This is a genomic window from Acidovorax sp. AC410 (assembly GCF_979253235.1).
Map to the genome: position 1 here is coordinate 1004251 of NZ_CEEDCG010000001.1, position 20368 is coordinate 1024618.

Here is a 20368-nt window from a genome sequence, read left to right on the forward strand (position 1 = left end):
AGGTCTGCAATGCCGGTGCATGCGGACCGCGTGGAGCCCCCCATCATCCTCCCTGCAATCGGTTGCGCCCTTCGCGCTTGGCCGCGTACATCCATTGGTCGGCACGCCGCAGGAGCTGGGCCGCATCGTCCAGAGGCTGGGCACAGGTCAGCCCCATGCTGACCGTCACGTCACGCCCCGGCAAGAATCGGGACCAGTCATGCGCCTGCACCTGCTGCCTGAGCCGCTCGCACACCAGGGAGGCATCAGCCAATGCCTGTCCCCAGAGCAGGATGACGAACTCCTCGCCGCCAATGCGCGCCACGAAGTCGCCCCCTCTCACGCCGCCGATCAGCAACTTGGCGGTCTCGCGCAGCACGGCGTCTCCGATGTCGTGGCCCCAGCCATCGTTGATCTGCTTGAAATGGTCAATGTCAACGACAGCCAGCGAGAAGTCCTCCGCCTGACCATGCCGCATCGGAAGCACGGCCATCAGGCGGGCGTCCAGTGCCCGCCGATTGGCCAGTCCGGTGAGCGGGTCCAGCAGGGATTTCTGCGTTGCCACATCGGCGCGCTCGCGGAGCTCTTGCGCTTCAAGCCTCAATTGCGCGAGTTCCTGCTGGGCAATTTCCATTCTCACCTCGCCCAACAGCACGCGCGCCTGGGCGGTCAGGCTCAGTTCACGGTCGCGGCGCACCTGCACCATCATGGACTCCAGTGCTGCCAGTGCCTGCGCGTCGGAGCCAGCGGCCTTGAAGGCACGGTACCGGGATCTCCACCACCACCGGCGGCATCCTTCGTTTCGCTGGGCCGCGGCCGCATCCACCCGGTGGTCCAGCGCTTCGCAGGCCTCGGCCGCACGCCCGCTGGCCAACAGCCAGTCGGCGTTGAGCAGTTCGTTTTCTGCACGGGCATCAGGGGCCTTCGCCTTGATGGCGAATGCGCGGTGCCGATCGACCGCGACACGCATCTCCGCAAGCCGCCCCAAGGCTTCCAGGGCCAGGCATTCGATCTCGGCGCAGACCATTTTCCAGCGTACATGCCCGCGCGCGAGCACCTTCGCCCTCTGCACTACGGCCAGGGCCTCGCGCAGATGCGCAGCCTGCGCTTCGGTCGGAGCCAGCGGGCCCGGCAGATGGGCGAGCTGGCGCCCGGATCGGCACAGTGCGCCTGCGAGATTGACGACTGCAGCGAACTGCGCCACTTTGTCAACGTCACGCTGGGCCTCTTCATCTGCCTTGTGCAAGAGGGTGATCGCATGCGCAGGGTCGCCCAGCAACTCCACCACGCCCGCCAGGCTGGACAGGCTGCGCGACACCAGCCCGGGCGCATCCAGAGTGCGTGCCCGCCCCAGCGCTTGCATTGCCTCAGGCAGCGCCTCGTCAGCCCGCCCGAGCTGGCACCAGGCTCGGGTCAGGATGTTGCGCAGCTTGATACCGACCCCATGCAACTCGAGCGCGTCGGCCTCCACCAGGGCTGCGTGGGCGCTTAGCGCAGCCTTTTCGCTCTCGCCCCGGCGCAGTTGGTGCTCAGCCAGCCAGGCGGACGCCGACGCGGCTTCGGAGCGCAGCCCGCACTCCCTGGCGGTCTGCAGGGCACGCGCCGCAATCTCGACCCCGGCGTCGTGCGCACCCACGAGACTGGCTGCTTCGCAATCTTTCAGGTCGGCCAGGAGTTGGTCTGTGCGTTCCATGGTCTATGGCGCATGGTGCTGCGGGGTGACTGGTTCTAGAACAGGTCCCGTGAATATCGCACAGAGACCGGGCCCTGGTCATTCCCGTTGCAAAAAGCCGCACGAATGCATGCCCTGCCGGGCCGGCCTGCCCAGCTCGCCGCAGATGGGGGCATCGGCGGCAGCGACCAAGGCGCCCTCACTCCACCGTAACACTCTTGGCCAGATTGCGTGGCTTGTCCACGTCGGTGCCGCGCGCGCAGGCCGTGTGGTAGGCCAGCAGTTGCAGCGGCACCACGTGCAGCAGCGGGCTCAGCGGGCCGTAGTGCTCGGGCATGCGGATCACGTGGATGCCTTCGCTGCTCTCGATGCGGGTGTCCGCATCGGCCAGCACGTAGAGCACGCCGGCGCGGGCGCGCACTTCCTGCATGTTGCTCTTGAGCTTTTCCAGCAGCGCATCGTTGGGTGCCACGGTGACCACGGGCATGGCGCTGGTGACCAGGGCCAGGGGGCCGTGCTTGAGCTCGCCGGCCGGGTAGGCCTCGGCGTGGATGTAGCTGATCTCCTTGAGCTTCAAGGCACCTTCGAGGGCGATCGGGTAGTGCAGGCCCCGGCCCAGGAACAGGGCGTTTTCCATGCGCGCGAAGTCCTCGGCCCAGCTGATGACCTGGGGTTCGAGCGCGAGCACGGCCTGCAGTGCCACGGGCAGGTGGCGCATGGCCTTGAGGTGGGCGGCCTCCTGCTCGGCCGTGAGGCGGCCCTTGGACTGGGCCAGCGCCAGCGTGAGCAAAAACAGCCCGGCCAGCTGCGTGGTGAAGGCCTTGGTGCTGGCCACACCGATCTCCACGCCGGCGCGCGTGATGTAGGCCAGCTTGCATTCGCGCACCATGGCGCTGGTGGCCACGTTGCAGATGGTCAGCGTGTGCTGCATGCCCAGGCTCTGCGCGTGGCGCAGCGCGGCCAGGGTGTCGGCCGTCTCGCCCGACTGGGTGATGGTGACCACCAGACTGCGCGGGTTGGGCACGCTGGTGCGGTAGCGGTACTCGCTGGCCACTTCGACCTGGGTAGGGATGCCGGCGATCTCTTCGAGCCAGTACTTGGCGGCGCAACCGCTGTAGTAGCTGGTGCCGCAGGCCAGGATGAGGACACTGTCGATCTCCTTGAACACGCGCCAGGCGGCCGTGCCGTCGGCGCCGTCGAACAGCTCGGGCACGATGCCTTCCAGGCCCTCGAGCGTGTCGGCAATGGCGCGTGGCTGCTCGAAGATCTCCTTTTGCATGTAGTGGCGGTAGGGACCGAGTTCGGCCGCGCCGCTGTGGGCCTGCACGGTGCGCACCGGGCGCTGCGCGGGGGTCAGCGCCTCGCGGCCTTTGCCCACGATCCAGTAGCGGCCCAGTTGCAGGTCGACCAGGTCGCCCTCTTCGAGGTAGACGATCTGGTCGGTCACACCGGCCAGGGCCATGGCGTCGCTGGCCAGGAAATGCTCGCCCGCCACCGAGCCGCCGGCGCCGGAGCCCACACCCAGGATCAGCGGCGAGCCGGCGCGCGCGCCCACCACGCGGTGCGGCTCGTCCTTGTGCATGACGGCAATGGCGTAGGCGCCATGCAACTGGGCGACCGCGGCCTGCACGGCCTCGAACAGGTCGCCACTGTAGTGGCTGTCCACCAGGTGGGCGATGACCTCGGTGTCGGTCTGGCTGGCGAACACGTAGCCACGGGCCTGCAGGGCGGCGCGCAGTTCCTCATGGTTCTCGATGATGCCGTTGTGCACCAGCGCCACGCGGCCCGGTGTGCTGGCCGCATCGCCCGTGCCATGGCTGAAATGGGGGTGGGCGTTGTGCACGGCCGGCGCACCGTGTGTGGCCCAGCGCGTGTGGGCGATGCCGGTGGCGCCATCGACATGGTCGGTCTGCACCTGTTCGAGCAGTTCGGCCACGCGGGCCGTGCTGCGGGCACGCTGCAGGCCGGCCGGGCGGCTGGCGTCCAGGCTCGATGCATGCACGGCCACGCCGCACGAGTCATAGCCGCGGTATTCGAGCCGCTGCAGGCCCTGCACGAGGATGGGAACGATGTTGCGCGTGGAGACCGCGCCGACGATGCCGCACATGGATTGCTGCTCCTGTTGTTGGATAAGTAGCGCAATGGTAGGCACGCACCGATGGAATTAGTGATTGATATTTTCAAGAAAATGAACTCGAATTTCACGAAATTCATTGATTGAAATAAAATTCCAAAATAATGGAAAATTCGGAATCAATCACCCTTGATCAGGTGGACCTGCAGCTGCTCGCACTGCTGCAGATCGACGCCAGCCAGAGCAACCAGGCGCTGGCCGCACAGGTACACGTCTCGCCGCCGACCTGCCTGCGCCGGGTCAAGCGGCTGCACGAGGTGGGCCTGATCGAGCGGCAGGTGGCCCTGCTGCAACCAGACCGCCTGGCCGCCGTGCAAGGCCATGGCCTGGCCTGCATCGTGGAGGTGTCGCTGGACCGGCAGGATGCGCAGGCGCTCGACGCCTTCGAGGCCCGCGCGGTGGCGCACGCGGCCGTGCAGCAGTGCTGGCGCGTGTCGCCCGGCCCGGACTTCATCCTGGTGGTGTACACGCGCGACATGCCAGGCTACCTGGCGCTGTCCCAGCAGCTGTTCACGGGCGACGCCAACGTGCGCAACGTGAAGGCTTTCTTCAGCACCAAACGCGCAAAATTCAACACTGCCATCCCGGTGCAAGCGCCATGACGGCCATGCCGGACCGAGGCCTGGACGCCACGGGATCCGCAAGGGCATGCCATTTCCCGCTGGCCTCTACCGCCGGGTAAAGGTAAGCTCTTTGCGCCTTCCTCTTCTCGCGGCACCATCCGCCTGCGCCTGCATTGCCCTCCATGGCCACCTACGAACAACAGATGCCCCGCCGCGTATACCCGCTGCGCGTGCTTGGCATGGGCCTGGGCGGCGTGGTGGTGGCGGTCGTGCTGTGGCAGCGCCAGGCATCCATCCTCGCCTGGGTGGGCATGGTGCTGCCCTGCTTCGTCTGGCCCCACGTGGCCTACCAGTTGGCACGGCGCAGTGCCGATCCCTACCGCGCCGAGATCCGCAACCTGCTCGCCGACTCGGCCCTGGCGGCGGCCCTGGTGCCGCTCATGCACTTCAGCCTGCTGCCCAGTGTGCTGCTGTGTACGCTGACCCTGGTGGACAAGATCACCACCGGCATCCGCAGCCTGTGGGCGCGGTCGATTCCGGCCATGCTTGCGGGCGGAGCAGCCAGCTCCCTGCTCACGGGAGTGCACTGGTCACCCGAGAGCCCCCTGCCCATCATCCTGGCCTGTCTGCCAGTCATGGCATTGCACACCCTTTCGGTCAGCATGGTCAGCTACCGGCTGATCCGCAAGGTGTCACAGCAGAACCTGCTGCTCGACGAATTGCGCCGCGTGGACACGCTGACCGGCCTGTACGGCCGCGGCCACTGGCAGGAGCAGGCCGAGGCCGCGCTGCGCCGCCACCATGCCAGCCGCGAGCCGGCCTGCATGCTGATGATGGACATCGACAGCTTCAAGCAGATCAACGACCAGCACGGCCATACCGTGGGCGACGAGGTGATCCGCGCGGTGGCCCATGTGGTGCGCGGCCATGTGCGCGCCACGGACTGCGCGGGCCGCTATGGAGGCGATGAGTTCGCCATCTTGCTGACCGGCATGGCCGTGGAGGAAGCCGTCGCCGTGGCCGAGCGCATCCGCGCGCAGACCGAGGCCATCCGCCTGCGCGACCTGCCAGCCCTGCGCATGACCACCAGCATCGGCGTGGCGGCCGCGCATCCGCAACACGGCAGCCTGCGCGCCTGGATGGATGCAGCCGATGCCGCGCTCTACGTGGCCAAGAACGCCGGGCGCAACCGCGTTACCGACAGCCGGGACGGCACGGGCAGCGCCACCGAGGGCGCGCTGGCCGCCTCAGAGCCCTGAGGGCGAAGCAGGCCACTCCAGGCGGACCTGGCAGCCCGCGCCCGGCGTTGCATCGGCCGTGAGCTGCGCGCCATGGCGCTGGGCGATCACCCGGCACAGGGCCAGACCGGTGCCCACGCCCTCGAATTGCGTCTCGCGGTGCAGGCGCTGGAACACGCCGAACAGCGCGCCCGCGCGCGCGGGGTCGAAGCCCACGCCGTTGTCCCGCACGGTCACGGCCACGCGGCCGCCCGCCAGCGGCTCTGCGCCGATGTGGATCTGGGCGACCGCCTGGCCGCGCGTGAACTTGAGCGCATTGCCCAGCACCTGCACCAGCAGCTCCCGCAGCAGGGCGGCGTCGGCATCGAGCACGGGCAGGTCGGGCGCCAGGTGCCACTGCACCTCGCGCCCGGCCTCGGCCGCCGCCAGGTCCGTGCGTGCCTGGGCCACGGCATCGGCCAGCGCCACGGTTTCGCAACGCAGGGGCGCGCGCGTAGCGCGCGTGATGGCCAGCAGGCCATCGATCATGAGCCCCATGCGCCGGGCCGACTGGTCCATCGTGGCCAGAAAGCCCAGCGCCTCCTGCAATTCGGGCGCCTGCACCACATCGGCCGGCAGGTCACCGAGCACCTCGCGCACCAGAGTACCGTAGGAGGTCACATGGCGCAGCGGCGCGCGCAGGTCGTGCGAGACGGCACGCAGAAACTCCTCCTGCGCGGCAGCCATGTCGGCCACCTGCTGGCGGCTGCGCGCCAGTTCGGCGCGCAAGGCCTCCACGGTCTGGGGGGTGTCGTCGTCACTCATGGCGCAGGCCTCCTGGTCAGCTCAGGGTTTGGGCTGCTTCGCCGGACGCGACCAATGGGCAATGGCCACCTGCTTGCCGCGGGCCACGCCCAAAGACCCCGGTGGTACGTCCTTGGAAATGGTCGAGCCGCCGCCCACCGTGGCACCTGCACCGATGGTGACGGGTGCCACCAGCACGCAGTTGCTGCCGATATGCACGTCGGCTTCGATCACCGTGCGGTGCTTGTTGGCACCGTCGTAGTTGGCGGTGATGGCGCCGGCGCCGTAGTTCACGCGCTCGCCCACCGTGGCATCGCCCAGATAGGCCAGGTGGTTGGCCTTGGCGCCATCGGCCAGGGTGGAGTTCTTCACCTCCACGAAGTTGCCGATGTGGACTTCGCGGCCCAGTTGGGCGCCCGGGCGCAGGCGCGCGAAGGGGCCGATCAGCGCACCCTCGCCCACGCTGGCACCGAGCTTCTCACCGTCGATGTGGGTGTAGGGGTGGATCACCGCGCCTGCGGCGATGCGTGCGTTGGCAATGTAGCAGTTGGCGCCGATCTGCACTCCCTCGCCCAGCTCCACGCGGCCGGTGAAGAGGCAGTTGGCGTCGATCTCGACGTCCTGCCCGCACACCAGTTCGCCGCGCACGCCGGTGCGCACGTCGTCGCGCAGGTCGAAGCGGGCCGGGTCGGCCAGGCGCACGCCCTGCTCCAGCAGCGCGCGGGCCTGGCGCTGCTGGTGGGCGCGTTCGAGCTCGGCCAGTTGCTGCGGGCTGTTCACGCCGGCCACCTGCAGGGCATCGGTGATGCGATGGGCCACCACCGGCACGCCGTCGGCAACGGCCATGGCGACGATGTCGGTCAGGTAGTACTCGCCCTGGGCGTTGTCATTGGTCAGCCGGGCGAGCCAGGGCGCCAGCAACCGTGCGGGCACGGCCATGATGCCGCTGTAGACCTCGGCGATGGCGCGCTGCGCCTCGCTTGCATCCTTGTGCTCGACGATGCCCTGCACCGCGCCTGCCGCGTTGCGCACGATGCGACCGTAGCCCGTGGGGTCAGGCAGCGTGACGGTCAGCAGCGCCAGCTGGTCGCTGCCACCGGCGGCCACCAGGGCACGCAGGGTATCGGCCTGGGTCAGCGGCACGTCGCCCGACAGCACCACCACCGTGCCGTCCTCGCGCAGGTGCGGCACGGCCTGCTGCACGGCATGGCCGGTGCCCAGTTGCGGCTCCTGCCGCACAAAGGCCAGCTCCAAACCGCTCGCTCCGGCCTTGCGGGTGGCTGCCTCCACTTCGGCGGCGCCGTGGCCGGTGATCACGGTGGCGCTGCGCGCCTGCAGGTGGACCGCCTGGTCCAGCACATGCTGCAGCAGCGGGCGCCCGCCCAGGCGCTGCAGCACCTTGGGGATACGGCTTTTCATGCGCGTGCCCTTTCCGGCCGCCATGATGAGGATGTCGAGTTGCGTCATGGAAATTGAAAATTGGGCCTGCGCACCAGGTGGCGTGCAGGCACCGGGATTATCGGCTGCGCCGCGCCAGGGCTGCGCCTGCGCGCCTACAACAGAGGCAGCAGGCGCGGCGGCGTGTCGTAATACTCGGCGATGCGTTCGAGCGCGCGGGTATTGAGCAGCCGCAGCCGCCCGTTGCGCAGCTCGTGCAGGCCCAGCAGGGCCAGCCGGCGCAGAGTTTTGTTGGTATGCACCAGCGACAGGCCCAGCGCATCGGCAATGTGCTGCTGGTTGAGCGGGAAGGCCACGCTGCCATCGGCCTCCACCAGGCCCACGCGCTCGACCCGGCGGTACAGGTGCATGAGCAGCATGGCCACGCGCTCCGTGGCATTGCGCCGCCCGGCGGTCAGCAGGCCGTCGTCCACATGGCCCTCCTCGTGGGCGGCCAGCCAGGTGACGTCGTAACCCAGCCGGGGATGCTCCGCGAACACGGCCCACAGGCTGTCGTTCTGGAACACGCACAGCGTGCAGTCGGTGAGCGCCTCGACACCGTGCGCCGACAGGTCACCGAACTCCTGCTGCAAGCCCACCAGGTCGCCCGGCAGGAGGAAGTTCAGGATCTGGCGACGCCCGTCGCTCAGCGTCTTGTAGCGAAACGCCCAGCCCGAGTACAGGGTGAACAGGCGGGCGTTGGCCTGGGCCTCATGCACCAGCGCATCCCCGGACTGCACCGCCAGCGTGGCCGAGCGAAAGCCTTCGATGAAATCGAGCACCCGGGGCTCCACCGGGATGAAAGACCCCGTCCTGCGCAAGCGGCACTCGTGGCAGTGCGGGGGACATGCATCGGGCGGCAGGGTGGCATTCATCGTGGCGCCATTTTAGAAGCGGGCGGCCATTTGACGCGCCGGCCCGCAGGCATTTTTGCATGGGTGTTGGCCCCGCACCATGGCGCCTGCGGCCTTTTCGGTGTGCGCGATCCTGCTATGTCTTTTGACATTGCACGCCTGTCAGCGCCGTCCTACAGTGCGCCGCACCTATGACGCCAGCCCACAGCCTGTATGAAGCCCTGTACGTGAGTACCCTGGCACCCGATCAACCCACGAGCGTTGTCGCCGAGATCGCGGGCCGCGCCCGTGTGAAGAATGCCAGCCTGGGCATCACCGGCCTGCTGGTCTTCGACGGCATGCGCTTTTGCCAGCTATTGGAGGGCACGCAAAAGGAGGTGCTCAAGCTCACCGAGCGCATCCGCAATGACCCGCGCCACACCGGGGTGGAGGTCCTGCACCATGGGCTGCTGGCCGAGCGGCGGTTCCGCCAGTTCAGCCTGGCCTTCACCTCGGTGGACGACGCCGAGGCGCTGGCACGCATGGAGCAACTCGACGGCGAGGCTGCCCTGGCCGCTTTTGAAGCCCTGCGCAGGGACCTGGAGTTGTAGCCAGCCCGGCCGCAGCACCTTGCCTGCGGTCAGCTGCGCGGCGGGCTGCCCGCAATGCCATGGATCCAGTGCAGTTGCTGGGGCAGGCACACCCTGCGCAAGTCGAAGTGCCTCTGGGCTGCCAAGCGGGCATTCCGGCCCAGGCGCTCCCGCTCGCTCCCGTCGTCCAGAAGCGCGCACACCTCCTGGGCCAATTGTCCGGGGTCAAAGAAATCGACGAGCCGCCCGGTTTCACCGTGCACCACCGCCTCCCGGACCGGGGCGGTGTCACTGGCAACGATGGCACAGCCCACGCTCATCGCCTCCAGCAGGCTCCAGCTGAGCACGTAAGGGTAGGTGAGATAGACATGCACGCTGCTGAGCTGGAGTGTCGCCACGAAATCCGCATGGGACAGGCGCCCGAGGAAATGGATGCGCCCCATGCCCTGCGGACCCAGGGTGTCACGGACCTCGTCCAGGAAGATCTGCTTCCAGCTGCGCGCCCCGTAGCGGGCGGGGTCGGGCTTGGGACCGTAGCTGGAGCCATCGCCGCCGACGACAAGAACCCGCGCGTGCGGCCGGCGCTGCAGGATCTCCGGCAGGGCCCGCATGAACCGGTGGTAGCCCCGCAATGGCTCCAGATCGCGGCCCACGAACGTGATGACCTCATCGGTCTTTCGGAGGTCCACCTGGCCAGCGGGCGTGGAGAACGCCAGGCTGACCCCAGGATTCGGTACCAGCAGGTCCGTGTCGATGCCGTCGTGGATGACCGCAATGCGCTCTCTCATGGACGCGGGAAACGTGCCCGCTTGCCACCGGGTCGGCGAGATGCCGGCATCCGCCAGATCGAAGTGCAGCAGGTGGTTGAAATTCTTCGCCCGGATGCGGGCACCGGCAAGCGGCCCCTCGGGAAACTCGGGATCGAACCCGACATCTGCGCCCTGCGCCAGGTAGAAGAATTCGCAGTAGAGCGCCAGCCTGGTAGCGGGCCAGGCCTCTTTGATGAACAGGCTCTCGCCCCAGCTTGGATGGGCAACGACCAGGTCGGGATGGAACCCCTGGCGCTGCAATTCCAGGCAGGCACGGAAAGCGGCTTCTCCGCGCACAAGTTTTGTCTCGGTGTCGATCACCCAGGGATGGATGCCGGGCGTCGAGCGGCGCGAGACCGTGTACGCAACCATCTTCACACCGTTCCAGCAGGATTGCCTTGCGGTGGCATCCGGCGTCATCGTCAAGGCCAAGACCTCATGCCCCTGCGATGCCAGTGCAGGCGCCAGGTGCCTGAATTGCCCAGGAAAATTCTGGTGAATGAAGAGGATTCTCATCCGGGCAAGGGGGCGGGTGCCAAGTCTTTCATTGCAACAACAAACAGCGGCTTTTCACCCAGGAATGTAGGGCAAAAATGAACAGCCCCGCACTTCTCGCGAAGAGCGGGGCCCGCAGCACCGACAGCTTTCACCACCAGCAAAAAGAGCTGCGGCGCCCGGCACACCGGGCAGCAGCAGCTCTTTTCTTGCATGCCAATCACCACGACATGCGTGGCGATGGGTACACCTCATGCGCAGCAGGGCGCCCCGTCCACCGACGGCACGGAGGTCATGCCCAACGCGGCACGCTTCCACCAGGCAGGTGCCGACCGCGAGGCCAGCGCCGTCCAGCGGTATTGCAGGCGCTGGTTGCCCAGCGTCTCCACCACGGCATGCTGGCCCGCAGCAACCCACAGCGTCTGGCCGGCCTGCAGGAAGACGTCGCCCGCACAGTCGCGGCTGGCGCCGTGCGGTCCATCGTCCAGGGTCACCCAGGCCTGGCCTTCGGCAACGCGCAGCGCCATGGCCGTGCGCGGCTTGAGGCTGGCGGCCGTGCCGGGCTGGAGCGTGAAGATGTCCTTGGCCGCAACGCGGCGGAAGGCGCTGGAAGCTTGCAATTGCAGAACATTCGATGCGGTCATGGTTTTCTCCTGGTAAACCCTATAGGCCTCTATGGTGCACCTGTGCTTACGGTGCGTCCAATGAATTGCGAGGCCCTCATTGATTCAAGTTCGGCATCAATTGAAAGAAATGGCCGGATACCGTTGACGGCCAAATCGCCCTCAGGCGTGCATGCGCACTCGCTGGGGTGCTATCCGATGCAGAGCAAACCGCACCAGGCCGGCGGCCAGCCGACCGCTGGCGCCCAGGGTCGCGGCGACCGCCGCACCCACGGCACGCCCGCCCTGGCCGAGCGCACAGACCAGGTCACGCAGCGGTTGCGCCACGCCCAGTTCCCAATCCACCGCTGCATCGGCCACCAGGGCGGCGATGGGCGCACTGTCCCAGCAGAAGGCCACCGCACTGGGCGCCCCGCCACGCAGGTACCACGACTCCATCACCACCCGCTGGCCAGGTTCGATGACCAGCGTCTGCCCCTGGAGCAGCACGATGTCCTCGGTGGCCTGGTCGGGTTGGCCGGGCCTTGCGCCCACCGACAACCACACCCGGCCCTGCGAGATTTCCAGCACACTGCGCTCACGCGGGTTCAGCGTGATGGCGCGGCCCGCGTCCAGCTTCCAGCTTCCGGCCAACACGCGGCCGGCCGTGGAGGCGATGGCGGATTGTTGCGATTCCAGAACGGTACGGGACGACATGGTGGGCTCCTTGGTGCTTGAAAAAACGTTGTAGAGCCTGGATGATCCGCCTGGAGCGGCCTGCGGTCCAATGAAAACGCAGTACGCTATTGATGCCATCAGCGCATGAATTAATTTGAACGGACACCATGCCCAACGCCGAGCCCACACCTGCCCTCTCGCGCACCCGCCCTGTTTCCGTGGGCCACTGGCGTGCCTTCCTGGCGGTGGCCAGGCACCTGAACTTCCGCGCGGCGGCCGATGAAATGGCGCTCACCCAATCGGCCGTGAGCCGCCAGATCCAGTCGCTGGAGGACGAGGTGGGTGTGCCCCTGTTCCTGCGCCACACGCGTGCGGTGGAGCTCACGAGTGCCGGCGCGCAGTTGCAGCGCGCCATCGCCCCGGCGCTCGACCGCATGGATGCCTCTGTGCGCCTGGTGCGCCAGACCGCGGGGCGGCGCAGCGTGGCCATCACCACCTGGGCCAGCTTTGCGTCGATGTGGCTGATTCCGCGCATGGAAGAGTTCCAGCGCGACAACCCGGGCATCGACATCCGCATCGACGCCACCGATGTGCCAGTGGACCTGGAAACGTCGGACGTGGACCTGGCCCTGCGCTACAGCCTGCCCAGCAGCATGCCCCGAGGCGCCGTGCGCCTGTGCGGCGAGCAACTGGCCATCGTCGCCAGCCCCTGGCTCATCAAGAGCAGCCCGCCCGTGCGCACACCGGCCGACGTGGCCCAATTCACGCTGATCGAGGCCGGCGATGCGCACCGCAGTCAGCACCTGGAGTGGCTCAGCTGGCAGCGCTGGTTCGAAAACCAGGGCCAGCCCAAGCTGCAGCCCCAGCGCTGGCTGTACTTCAACTACGCGCACCAGATCGTGCAGGCCGCCCTGAGCGGCCAGGGCCTGGCGCTGGCACGCATGCCGCTGATCGCCGATGCACTGGCCGCAGGCGACCTGGTGGAGCTGTTGCCCAACCACCGGTTGGACTCTCCCCTGGCCTACTGGCTGCTGGTGGGCCCGCGCAGCGCGCACCGCCCCGAGATCAAGGCCTTCTGTGCCTGGCTGGAGATCCAGGCCAAGGCCACGCGCGAAGCGGTGGGCGACGTGCCCGACCCGGACACCGTCGACGACTTCGACTGAGACCGCCAACAGTTTGCCAGTCTCCGGCACGCCCTGCCCCGCCGGCCGCCATCACCAGGCAGGGCGGCCGGCCAGGCAAGGCATGCCGGAAATCGCTAGAGCCCCTCGTAATCGACGTTGGTGAAGCCCGGGATCGGTACCTCGCCGGGCCGGTTGCCGTTGCGCTGCAGTGCATCCACCACGTAGTCGGCCACGCAGTTCACCAGCAGTTGCTGCGGGTCTTCCATGATGCGGCGCAGGCGCGCCACGCAGGCGGCCTGGTCTTCCAGGCCATGGATGGGCGGCATGTCACGCGCCGCATCGGGCGAGAACACATAGGCCGGGTGGTGGGCGAACATCTGGCGCGACACCTCCACGCTGGTGCGCGTGTGCATCCAGATCTTGCGGTAGGTCACCTCCAGGGCGGCCAGCGCCGCCGTGTCGCTGAACTGGTCCACAGTGAAGCCGGGCGCGTGCGGCGCCACGTACAGCCGGTCGGCCGGCATCTGCCCATCGCTCACGCGCCAGACCAGGTTGCACATGCTGTTGGACGACCAGGTCACGCCCGCCGTGGGCCGGCCCGACTGGCCGCTGACCAGCACCATGGCACGCGCCCAGTCGATGCCGCTGCCGCGCAGCCAGGCGCCGATGCGGTAGGCGATGTCGACATAGGCCAGCCCGAAGGTGGCGAACATGATGGCATTCATCGACACGGGCGACACCGCAGCCGGCGGGTCGAGGTACTGCGCCACGAGCGCATCAAAGTCCATCAGCGAGGCATCGGCCAGCGCGCGCTGGATGTAGGCCTCGGTGGTGGAAAGCGTGCAATGCACCATGGCCACGATCTTCGCCTCCTGGCCCGCGAAGGCGTCCAGGTTCACATGCTGGCGCCACATGCCCTCGGTGTTGGCCGTCCGCACCCGGGCAATGTGCGGCAACAGGCCTTGCAACTGCGTGCGCCAGGCCAGGTCGTCGGGCGCGAGCTCGCGCCGGCGCGCCACGTAGGCCATGGCCAGCGGCAGGTGCGATACCGCCGTGAGCTCGATGAAGCCGCGCGTGGATTTGCGAAAGCTCTCCAGGCGCGGCGCGGCGCCGCCCCCCGGAAACAGGGCGATGTCCGACGCGGCGGAAACCAGCAGCGGACTGTCGGCACGCTGCTCCAGCATCTTCGCGGTGAGCTGCGGGCCAATGGCATCAGGCCCGCCGGTGAAGGCATGGAACAGGCCCGCGAAATCGGATTGGGGTTGGTACATGGTGGCTTGTCGTGGTGGAGCGGACTGGCGAACCCGGCGCTGGAACCGGCTTTCAGCCAGGCAGCAGGATTTGGTAGATGCAGCTGTCGGTGCGGAAATGCAGCGCGCCGCTCAGGCTGTTGGCCACGGCCAGGTACGGTACGCCGCCCACCGTGAATGCCGCCGCATCGGTTCCGCCCGAGGTATCGAACGAATGGACGGCTTCCAGGCCATCGCCCTGCCAGCGGTAGATGACCGACCGCAGCCCCGGGATGGGTGCCTCGCGGCTGCCATGGATGAAGTTGACCTGCACCAGGTGGCCGCCATCGGCGCCCTGCCGGGCGGGGAGCCACGCGAACTCGCGCCCGCCCGGGCCGCTCAGTTGCTGGTAGGGCGCGAACTGCGCGCCGTTCCAGCGCAGCAGCCAGGTCTCGCCCAGCAGGTTGGCAAACACCAGCCAGTCGGCACCCGATGCGCGGAAGTGGCAGAAAGCCCGGCCGCTGCCGCCATCGAGCACCTGCAGCGTCTCGAACGCCGTGCCGCTCCAGACCAGCAGGCGCGAGGGCGCAATATGGTCGGCATAGGCCAGCAGCGTGCGGCCCTGCACCTCGAAGGCCAGCCAGTTGTAGCCCCAGGCGGATTCGACGGTCTGAAACGGCACGAAGGTTTCGCCATTCCACTCGAAGATGCATGACTGCGCCGACGCCTGCACGGGCACACCATGGCCTGCCGCCCCTTGCGCCAGCGCCAGGAAATGCCGCCCCTGTACGCTGAAGAAATGCCACTGCTTGGCCGCCGTGCCCACGATCTGCTGGAAGGGCTCGAAACGGCCGTTCACAAACTCGTAGATCACCGAGGGCGGCGACATGTCGTAGGGCCCATGGCCGCTGCGCAGGCTGGCCGTGGCCAGGAAATGGCGCCCGTCGAGCGTGAAGAATTCGGCGTCCTCGCCACCCGGCACGGGCAGGCGCTGGAATGCGGCGAAGCCCGTGGCCTCCCAGCGGTAGACCAGCAGATCCACGTCACTGTCGCCTGCGCCCATGCCGGGGGCGGTACCGGGAATGTCCACGGACAGTTGGGCAACCGCCAGGTACTGCGCGCCATCGATGGTGAAGGGCTCCACGGCGCGCGCAGCGCTGGTGGGCAGGCGCTGGACTTCGCGCAGGGCCATGTCGGCGGCAGGCGTGGCGGTCGGGGCAGGCTGGTTCATGGCTGGAAATCGTAAAGGCGGGCCGGGTTGTCGCTCAGGATGCGGTTGCGGCGAGATTCTTCGGGCACCCATTCGCCCAGCAGGTTCAGCAAGGCACCGGTGTCCATCTGCCCATTCGGGATGTGGGGCCAGTCGCTGCCCCAGATGGTGCGCTCGGGCAGCGCATCGACGATGGCCTGGGCATACGGCAGCAGGCGCGCGTAGTTGCCGTCCTTGGCGATGCGGTAGGGGCCCGACAGCTTCATCCAGCCGCGCCCGCCGGCCACGGCGGCGATCAGGCGATCGAAGTCGGTGCGCGTGAGGCCATCGCTCTCCAGCATGTAGCCCATGTGGTCGATCACGAAGTCCGAGGCGATGTCCGGCATGGCCGGAATCAGGTCGCGCACCACGGTGCCGGGGGTGTAGAACTGCAGGTGCCAGCCCCAGGGCCGCACGCGCTCGGCGCTGCGCTGGATGTAGTCGACGATGCGCGCAATGGGCCACTGCGCACGCAGGAACAGATCGAGCCGCAGGGCGCGCACGCCGCGCTGGTGCATGGCCTGCAGGGCTTCGTCGTCCACGGCTTCTTCGACCATGGCCACGCCGCGGGCCCGTGCGCCCAGTTCATCGAGGGCGTCGAGCATGCAGGAGTTGTCGGTGCCGTAGAAGCTGGGCTGGACGATGGCGAAGCGGTCCAGGCCCAGGCCGCGCGCCATGCGGTCCAGCAGCGGCGCCGGTCCGTCGGGCAGGGTGTAGTGGGGTTGCGCCACGTGGGGGTAGCGGTCCACGGGGCCGAAGACATGCACATGGCTGTCGCAGGCACCGGCCGGCATGGCAAAGGCGGGGCGCGACAGGGTGTCCGCATCGCGGGTGGGGGTGGGAACGAGGATCTCGGAAGCCATGGATCGAAGCCATTCAGTCAGGAGAGGGTTGCAAAAGCCTGCGCCACGCGGGCTTGCGCGGCGGCCAGGAGAAGATCGGTGTCGATGGCCGTCATGAGCAGCGGCGCCGCGCCCAGGCGCACCAGCTCGGCGCTGTAGGCCGCGTCGCTGATGCCGCCGATGGCCAGGGGCTTGCCGGCCGCGCGGCAGGCGGCCAGGGCCGACTCGTGCGCTGCGCGCACCGTGGGGTGGCGAAAGTCACCGGGCACGCCCAGTTCGGCACTCAGGTCGTTGGTGCCGATGGCCACCAGGTCCACGCCGGGCACGGCCGCGATCTCGGCGATGTTGCGGATGCCCAGCGGGCTTTCGACCAGCACCTTGACCAGCGTGGCCTGGTCGGCGGTGCGGTACAGGGCGTCGGCCGGCATGCGGCGGTACTGCACCAGGGGCAGCGTGGCTATGGCAGAACGGTGGCCGTGGGGCGGGAAGCGGCAGGCGGCCACAATGTCCGCCGCCTGCGCGGCCGTCTCCACGCGCGGCGCGATGATGCCCATGGCCCCCGCGTCGAGCAGGCGCCCGATCACGCCGTACTCGCGCTCGGGCACGCGCACCAGCGGCATGATGCCGATGTCCAGCGCGCAGGCGCAGATCTGCCCGGCCACGTCGATGGGCATGGTGCTGTGCTCCAGGTCCACCCAGATCACTTCATGGCCGCTGGCCTTGGCCAGGCGGGCGATCTCGGGCGTGCGCGCCCCGCGCACGCCGAAGGCGGCCACGGGGTGACCGCTGGTGAGCCGGTCGATCAGCCAGGGGGCGCCTGCGGCAGGAGACAGGGGTGGAAGGTGGTGGGCGGACATGGGCGCGGACTCTCTCTTGCTTTCAGTTGATGACGATCTTCTTGGCCTTGATCAGGCGCTCCATCGACTGCGACTCGCGCGCGATGTTGGCCTGCATCTGTGCAGGCGTCAGGTTCAGCACCTCGTTGCCGGTCTCGTGCAGGGCATTGACGATCTGCGGGTCCTTGGAGGCGGCCTCCAGCGCCTTGCGCATGCGCTCGATGACCCCTGGGGGCGTGCCAGCCGGCGCCCAGATGCCGATCCAGGTGAACAGCTCAAGGCCCGGGTACAGCTCGGACAGCGTGGGCACGTCGGGCTGGGTGGCGCTGCGCTTGTCGCCGGTGTAGGCCAGCGCGCGCAGCTTGCCCGAGCGGATGTTGGGCAGGGCCGACGAGGCCGGCTCCCAGCCCACGTCGAGCTGGCCGCTCATCAGGTCGGGCATGGCGCTTTGCTTGTAGGCGATCTGCACCATGTCGATGCCTGCCGCATCCTGCAGCAGCTCCATCCCCAGGTTGGCCGTGCTCGCAGGCCCGTAGGTGGCGTAGTTGAGGCTGCCGGGCTTTTGCTTGGCGATGGCCACCATGTCGCGCAGCGACTTGCCGGTGAACGACTGGCTGGCCACCACGAACGAGCCGCCGCGGAACAGCGCTGCCACAGGCATCAGGTCCTTCTCGGGGTGGTAGGGCAGCTTGGCCATCAGGTGCGGCACCGTGGTGATGGGCAGGCTGGTGGAAAACAGAAAGGTCTGCCCGTTGGGCGTGGCCTTGGCCACCGCATCGGTGCCCAGGGTGCTGGAAGCACCCGGGCGGTTCTCGACCACCACGGCGGCCGAGAGCAGCTTGGACAGGCGGTCGGCGTACAGGCGGGCGAAGGCATCGGAGCCGACGCCGACCGGGGTGGGCGTGACCAGGCGCACCGGTCCATTGGGCCAGTCCGGCGTGGACTGGGCATGGCCGGGGCCCGCGCAGGCCAGGGCAGCCGCGGCAGCGAGGAGGCGAAGAAGGGTGTTGCGCTTGTGCATGCTGGGGATTCCTGGTGCCACGGTCAGAAGTTGTGCGAAATGCCGAACTGCAGGCCCGAGGCATTGCCTCCCGGCGAGGCCTCGGGGGCCTCGCTGGTCATGAAGGCTGCGCTGCCCCGGTTGGTGATGCGCGAATACGCCGTGTACAGCGCCGTGCGCTTGCTCAGCGCATGCACATAGCCCACGGCGATCTGGCGCGCGCCGTCGCCCGCCACTGCGGCACCGCGCGCCTTGGCCTCGGCCACCGACAGGCGCACGGTGCCCACGTCCCCGACCGGCACCGTGGCGCCCAGCAGCCAGTTCGAGTGCTTGGAGCCCTGCGCGCGCTGGTCCAGCCAGTAACCCATGGCCTTGACCACGCCGAAGTTGTACGAACCGCCGATGTTGGCCACCTTGCTGGTCTGCCCCTTGGCCGGAGTTTCGCCGTAGGCCACGGCCACGTCCACCGGGCCGGCGGCATAACCGAGGCGGGCACCGGTGTAGCGCGCGCCATCGGCGCCCTCGGCTGCCGCCACCATCACTTGGCCATAGACGCCGCCGAGGTTGCGCGGCAGCAGGTAGCCGAGCGAATTGGCCGAGCGCACGAAGGTGCGCGCCCCGCCCGTGCCAAAGGGCCAGCCCTCGATGATGTTGGCCGAGCCGCCGACGCCCACGGTGCCGAACGGCGCGAACTGGGAAACGTTCCAGAACGTGGGCGCGTAGTCGCGGCCCAGGCGCACCTCGCCCCAGGTGGTGCTGGACAGGCTCACCGTGGAGCGGCGGTGGAACAGGGCCGAGCCCTCCAGCGCACCCGAGTCGGGCAGCAACTGCGCCTCGAGCCAGAAACTGGCCGCGAGGCCGCCTCCCAGGTCCTCGGTGCCGCGAAACCCCAGCCGGCTGGGCACCAGGTTGCCGCCCGAGGACATGGTGGTGGCCGAGGCACCGCCGGCCTTGGCATGGGTGAGATTGAGGTCCAGCGTGCCGAAGATGGTCACGCCGCTTTGCGCATGGGCGGTGCCGCAGGTGCAGGCGGCCAAGCCGGCGACCAGCGCCCAGATGGCGCGCGAGGGGATGGCGGGGAACGCGCGGGCAGGCCGGGCGGATGGCGGGTGATGTTTCAAGCTTGTCTCCTGTTTTTATGTGGCCGCACCGCTTCGGGCGACGACAGGATGGATGCTAGGGATCCGCATCAATATCCGGAAATACTGTTTTTGGATGAAAATCAGTACTAAAAAAGTATTAATCTCCCCCAATCCACCGGAGCCCCTGCATGGAAATGCGCCATCTGCGCTACTTCGTGGCCGTTGCCGAAGAGCTCAACTTCACGCGCGCGGCCCTCAGGCTGCACATCGCCCAGCCGCCGCTGAGCACGCAGATCCGAGCGCTCGAGGAGGAGATCGGGGCTGAACTGTTCGTGCGCGACACCCGCCGGGTGTTCCTGACCCAGGCGGGCAAGGAGTTCCTGGTGCGCGCCCGCGCCATCCTCGCCGCCGCCCAGGACGCTACCGAGGCCGCGCGCAGCGCCTCGGCCGGCATCTTCGGGCGCGTGGCGCTCGGGGTCACGGCCTCGGCCATGTTCACCGAGCGCCTGCCGCGTGCGCTGCGCGGCTTTGGGCAGGGCCATGCCCATGTGGAGATCGACCTGCAGGAAATGGCCTCCGTGGCGCAACTGGGCGCGCTGTACGAGCGCGTGCTGGACGTGGGCATTCTGCGCAAGCCCGACATGCGCCCGCCCGAGGGTGTGCATCTGGAGCAGTGGTACCGCGCACCGCTGGTGGCTGCGGTCCCCGAAGGGCATGCGCTGGCCCGCCAGGATGCGGTCCGCATGGCCGACCTGCGCCACGAGGCCCTGATCACCTACCCGCGCGATGCCGGCATTGGCCTGTACTGGCCGGTGATGCAGCTGTGCGCCCAGGCCGGCTTTCGCCCCCGTGTGGTGCGCGAAGCGCGCGAGCCCGCCTTCATGATCGGCCTGGTCGCTGCCGGCCTGGGCATCGCCATCGTGCCGCAGGACACGCGCTGCATCGGCCTCGAAGGGGTGGACTACAAGCCGATCACGGAGCAGGACGCGGCGTCCACCCTGTACCTGGCCTACCGCACGGCCGAAACCGACCCGCACACTCTGGCCATGCTGGCCACCTTGCGCACCGTGGCCAGCGCAGCATGAACGGGAAAGACCTCTTGCCGACAGACAGGCCAGAGTGCTTTCCACAACGATTCACAGGCCCATTACCTCTGAAACCGAAGCGATCCAAGCCAGTGCCCCCGCGCAAGG

19 protein-coding genes are annotated in these 20368 nt (G+C 68.3%); 5 read left to right on the plus strand and 14 right to left on the minus strand.

Annotated elements, in window-relative coordinates; genetic code table 11:
* Window positions 1-43 precede the first annotated feature (43 nt).
* Entirely contained in the window at window positions 44-1672 is a 1629-nt protein-coding gene (locus AC0IZS_RS04595) for a GGDEF domain-containing protein (protein ID WP_471634567.1), read from the minus strand.
* Between the two features lie 178 nt (window positions 1673-1850).
* The gene (gene glmS, locus AC0IZS_RS04600; RefSeq protein WP_471634568.1) at window positions 1851-3758 is read right to left on the minus strand and encodes a glutamine--fructose-6-phosphate transaminase (isomerizing); all 1908 of its coding nucleotides are present in this window, start codon (window positions 3756-3758) and stop codon (window positions 1851-1853) included.
* Between the two features lie 131 nt (window positions 3759-3889).
* Here glmS and AC0IZS_RS04605 point away from each other — a divergent pair, with 131 nt between their 5' ends.
* The gene (locus tag AC0IZS_RS04605; protein ID WP_471634569.1) at window positions 3890-4387 is read left to right on the plus strand and encodes an Lrp/AsnC family transcriptional regulator; all 498 of its coding nucleotides are present in this window, start codon (window positions 3890-3892) and stop codon (window positions 4385-4387) included.
* Window positions 4388-4530: 143 nt separating this feature from the next.
* Window positions 4531-5607, plus strand: a complete 1077-nt coding sequence (locus AC0IZS_RS04610; protein ID WP_471634570.1) for a sensor domain-containing diguanylate cyclase — start codon at window positions 4531-4533, stop codon at window positions 5605-5607.
* Here AC0IZS_RS04610 and AC0IZS_RS04615 read toward each other — a convergent pair.
* The 3 genes from AC0IZS_RS04615 to AC0IZS_RS04625 form a co-directional block, all read right to left on the minus strand.
* The gene (locus tag AC0IZS_RS04615; protein ID WP_471634571.1) at window positions 5596-6390 is read right to left on the minus strand and encodes a sensor histidine kinase; all 795 of its coding nucleotides are present in this window, start codon (window positions 6388-6390) and stop codon (window positions 5596-5598) included. The genes AC0IZS_RS04610 and AC0IZS_RS04615 overlap by 12 nt on opposite strands.
* A gap of 21 nt (window positions 6391-6411) precedes the next feature.
* Window positions 6412-7836 carry a bifunctional UDP-N-acetylglucosamine diphosphorylase/glucosamine-1-phosphate N-acetyltransferase GlmU gene (gene glmU, locus AC0IZS_RS04620; protein WP_471634572.1) on the minus strand — a complete coding sequence of 475 codons (1425 nt, stop codon included), beginning with the start codon at window positions 7834-7836 and terminating at the stop codon, window positions 6412-6414.
* Window positions 7837-7922: 86 nt separating this feature from the next.
* Window positions 7923-8681, minus strand: coding sequence for a Crp/Fnr family transcriptional regulator (locus tag AC0IZS_RS04625; RefSeq protein WP_471634573.1), 759 nt, complete (start codon window positions 8679-8681; stop codon window positions 7923-7925).
* A 170-nt stretch (window positions 8682-8851) separates the two neighbouring features.
* Between AC0IZS_RS04625 and AC0IZS_RS04630 the strand changes: the two genes are divergently transcribed.
* On the plus strand, window positions 8852-9250 hold the full coding sequence (locus AC0IZS_RS04630) for a BLUF domain-containing protein (RefSeq protein ID WP_471634574.1): 399 nt from the start codon (window positions 8852-8854) through the stop codon (window positions 9248-9250).
* Window positions 9251-9279: 29 nt separating this feature from the next.
* Here AC0IZS_RS04630 and AC0IZS_RS04635 read toward each other — a convergent pair whose 3' ends face one another.
* The 3 genes from AC0IZS_RS04635 to AC0IZS_RS04645 all read right to left on the minus strand — a co-directional run bounded on the left by AC0IZS_RS04635 (window position 9280) and on the right by AC0IZS_RS04645 (window position 11852).
* The gene (locus AC0IZS_RS04635) at window positions 9280-10554 is read right to left on the minus strand and encodes a glycosyltransferase (protein ID WP_471634575.1); all 1275 of its coding nucleotides are present in this window, start codon (window positions 10552-10554) and stop codon (window positions 9280-9282) included.
* 230 nt (window positions 10555-10784) lie between these two features.
* Window positions 10785-11177, minus strand: a complete 393-nt coding sequence (locus AC0IZS_RS04640) for a DUF2917 domain-containing protein (protein ID WP_471634576.1) — start codon at window positions 11175-11177, stop codon at window positions 10785-10787.
* Between the two features lie 141 nt (window positions 11178-11318).
* Window positions 11319-11852, minus strand: coding sequence for a DUF2917 domain-containing protein (locus tag AC0IZS_RS04645; protein ID WP_471634577.1), 534 nt, complete (start codon window positions 11850-11852; stop codon window positions 11319-11321).
* Window positions 11853-11980: 128 nt separating this feature from the next.
* Here AC0IZS_RS04645 and AC0IZS_RS04650 point away from each other — a divergent pair, with 128 nt between their 5' ends.
* Window positions 11981-12976, plus strand: coding sequence for a LysR substrate-binding domain-containing protein (locus tag AC0IZS_RS04650; RefSeq protein ID WP_471634578.1), 996 nt, complete (start codon window positions 11981-11983; stop codon window positions 12974-12976).
* A gap of 95 nt (window positions 12977-13071) precedes the next feature.
* Here AC0IZS_RS04650 and AC0IZS_RS04655 read toward each other — a convergent pair whose 3' ends face one another.
* Genes AC0IZS_RS04655 through AC0IZS_RS04680 form a run of 6 tightly spaced genes read right to left on the minus strand, consistent with a single transcriptional unit; the run spans window position 13072 to window position 19214 of the window.
* On the minus strand, window positions 13072-14208 hold the full coding sequence (locus AC0IZS_RS04655; protein ID WP_471634579.1) for a DUF5624 domain-containing protein: 1137 nt from the start codon (window positions 14206-14208) through the stop codon (window positions 13072-13074).
* A 52-nt stretch (window positions 14209-14260) separates the two neighbouring features.
* Window positions 14261-15397 (minus strand): hypothetical protein, encoded by a 1137-nt coding sequence (locus AC0IZS_RS04660; RefSeq protein ID WP_471634580.1) that lies wholly within the window; start codon window positions 15395-15397, stop codon window positions 14261-14263.
* Complete coding sequence (locus AC0IZS_RS04665; protein ID WP_471634581.1) at window positions 15394-16278, minus strand: amidohydrolase family protein; 885 nt, start codon at window positions 16276-16278, stop codon at window positions 15394-15396. The genes AC0IZS_RS04660 and AC0IZS_RS04665 overlap by 4 nt, the downstream gene beginning before the upstream one ends.
* A 17-nt stretch (window positions 16279-16295) precedes the next feature.
* Window positions 16296-17114, minus strand: coding sequence for an HpcH/HpaI aldolase family protein (locus tag AC0IZS_RS04670; protein WP_471634582.1), 819 nt, complete (start codon window positions 17112-17114; stop codon window positions 16296-16298).
* Between the two features lie 22 nt (window positions 17115-17136).
* On the minus strand, window positions 17137-18114 hold the full coding sequence (locus AC0IZS_RS04675; RefSeq protein ID WP_471634583.1) for a Bug family tripartite tricarboxylate transporter substrate binding protein: 978 nt from the start codon (window positions 18112-18114) through the stop codon (window positions 17137-17139).
* A gap of 23 nt (window positions 18115-18137) precedes the next feature.
* On the minus strand, window positions 18138-19214 hold the full coding sequence (locus AC0IZS_RS04680) for a porin (protein WP_471634584.1): 1077 nt from the start codon (window positions 19212-19214) through the stop codon (window positions 18138-18140).
* A gap of 149 nt (window positions 19215-19363) precedes the next feature.
* Here AC0IZS_RS04680 and AC0IZS_RS04685 point away from each other — a divergent pair, with 149 nt between their 5' ends.
* Complete coding sequence (locus AC0IZS_RS04685) at window positions 19364-20260, plus strand: LysR substrate-binding domain-containing protein (RefSeq protein ID WP_471634585.1); 897 nt, start codon at window positions 19364-19366, stop codon at window positions 20258-20260.
* The last annotated feature ends 108 nt before the right edge of the window (window positions 20261-20368 follow it).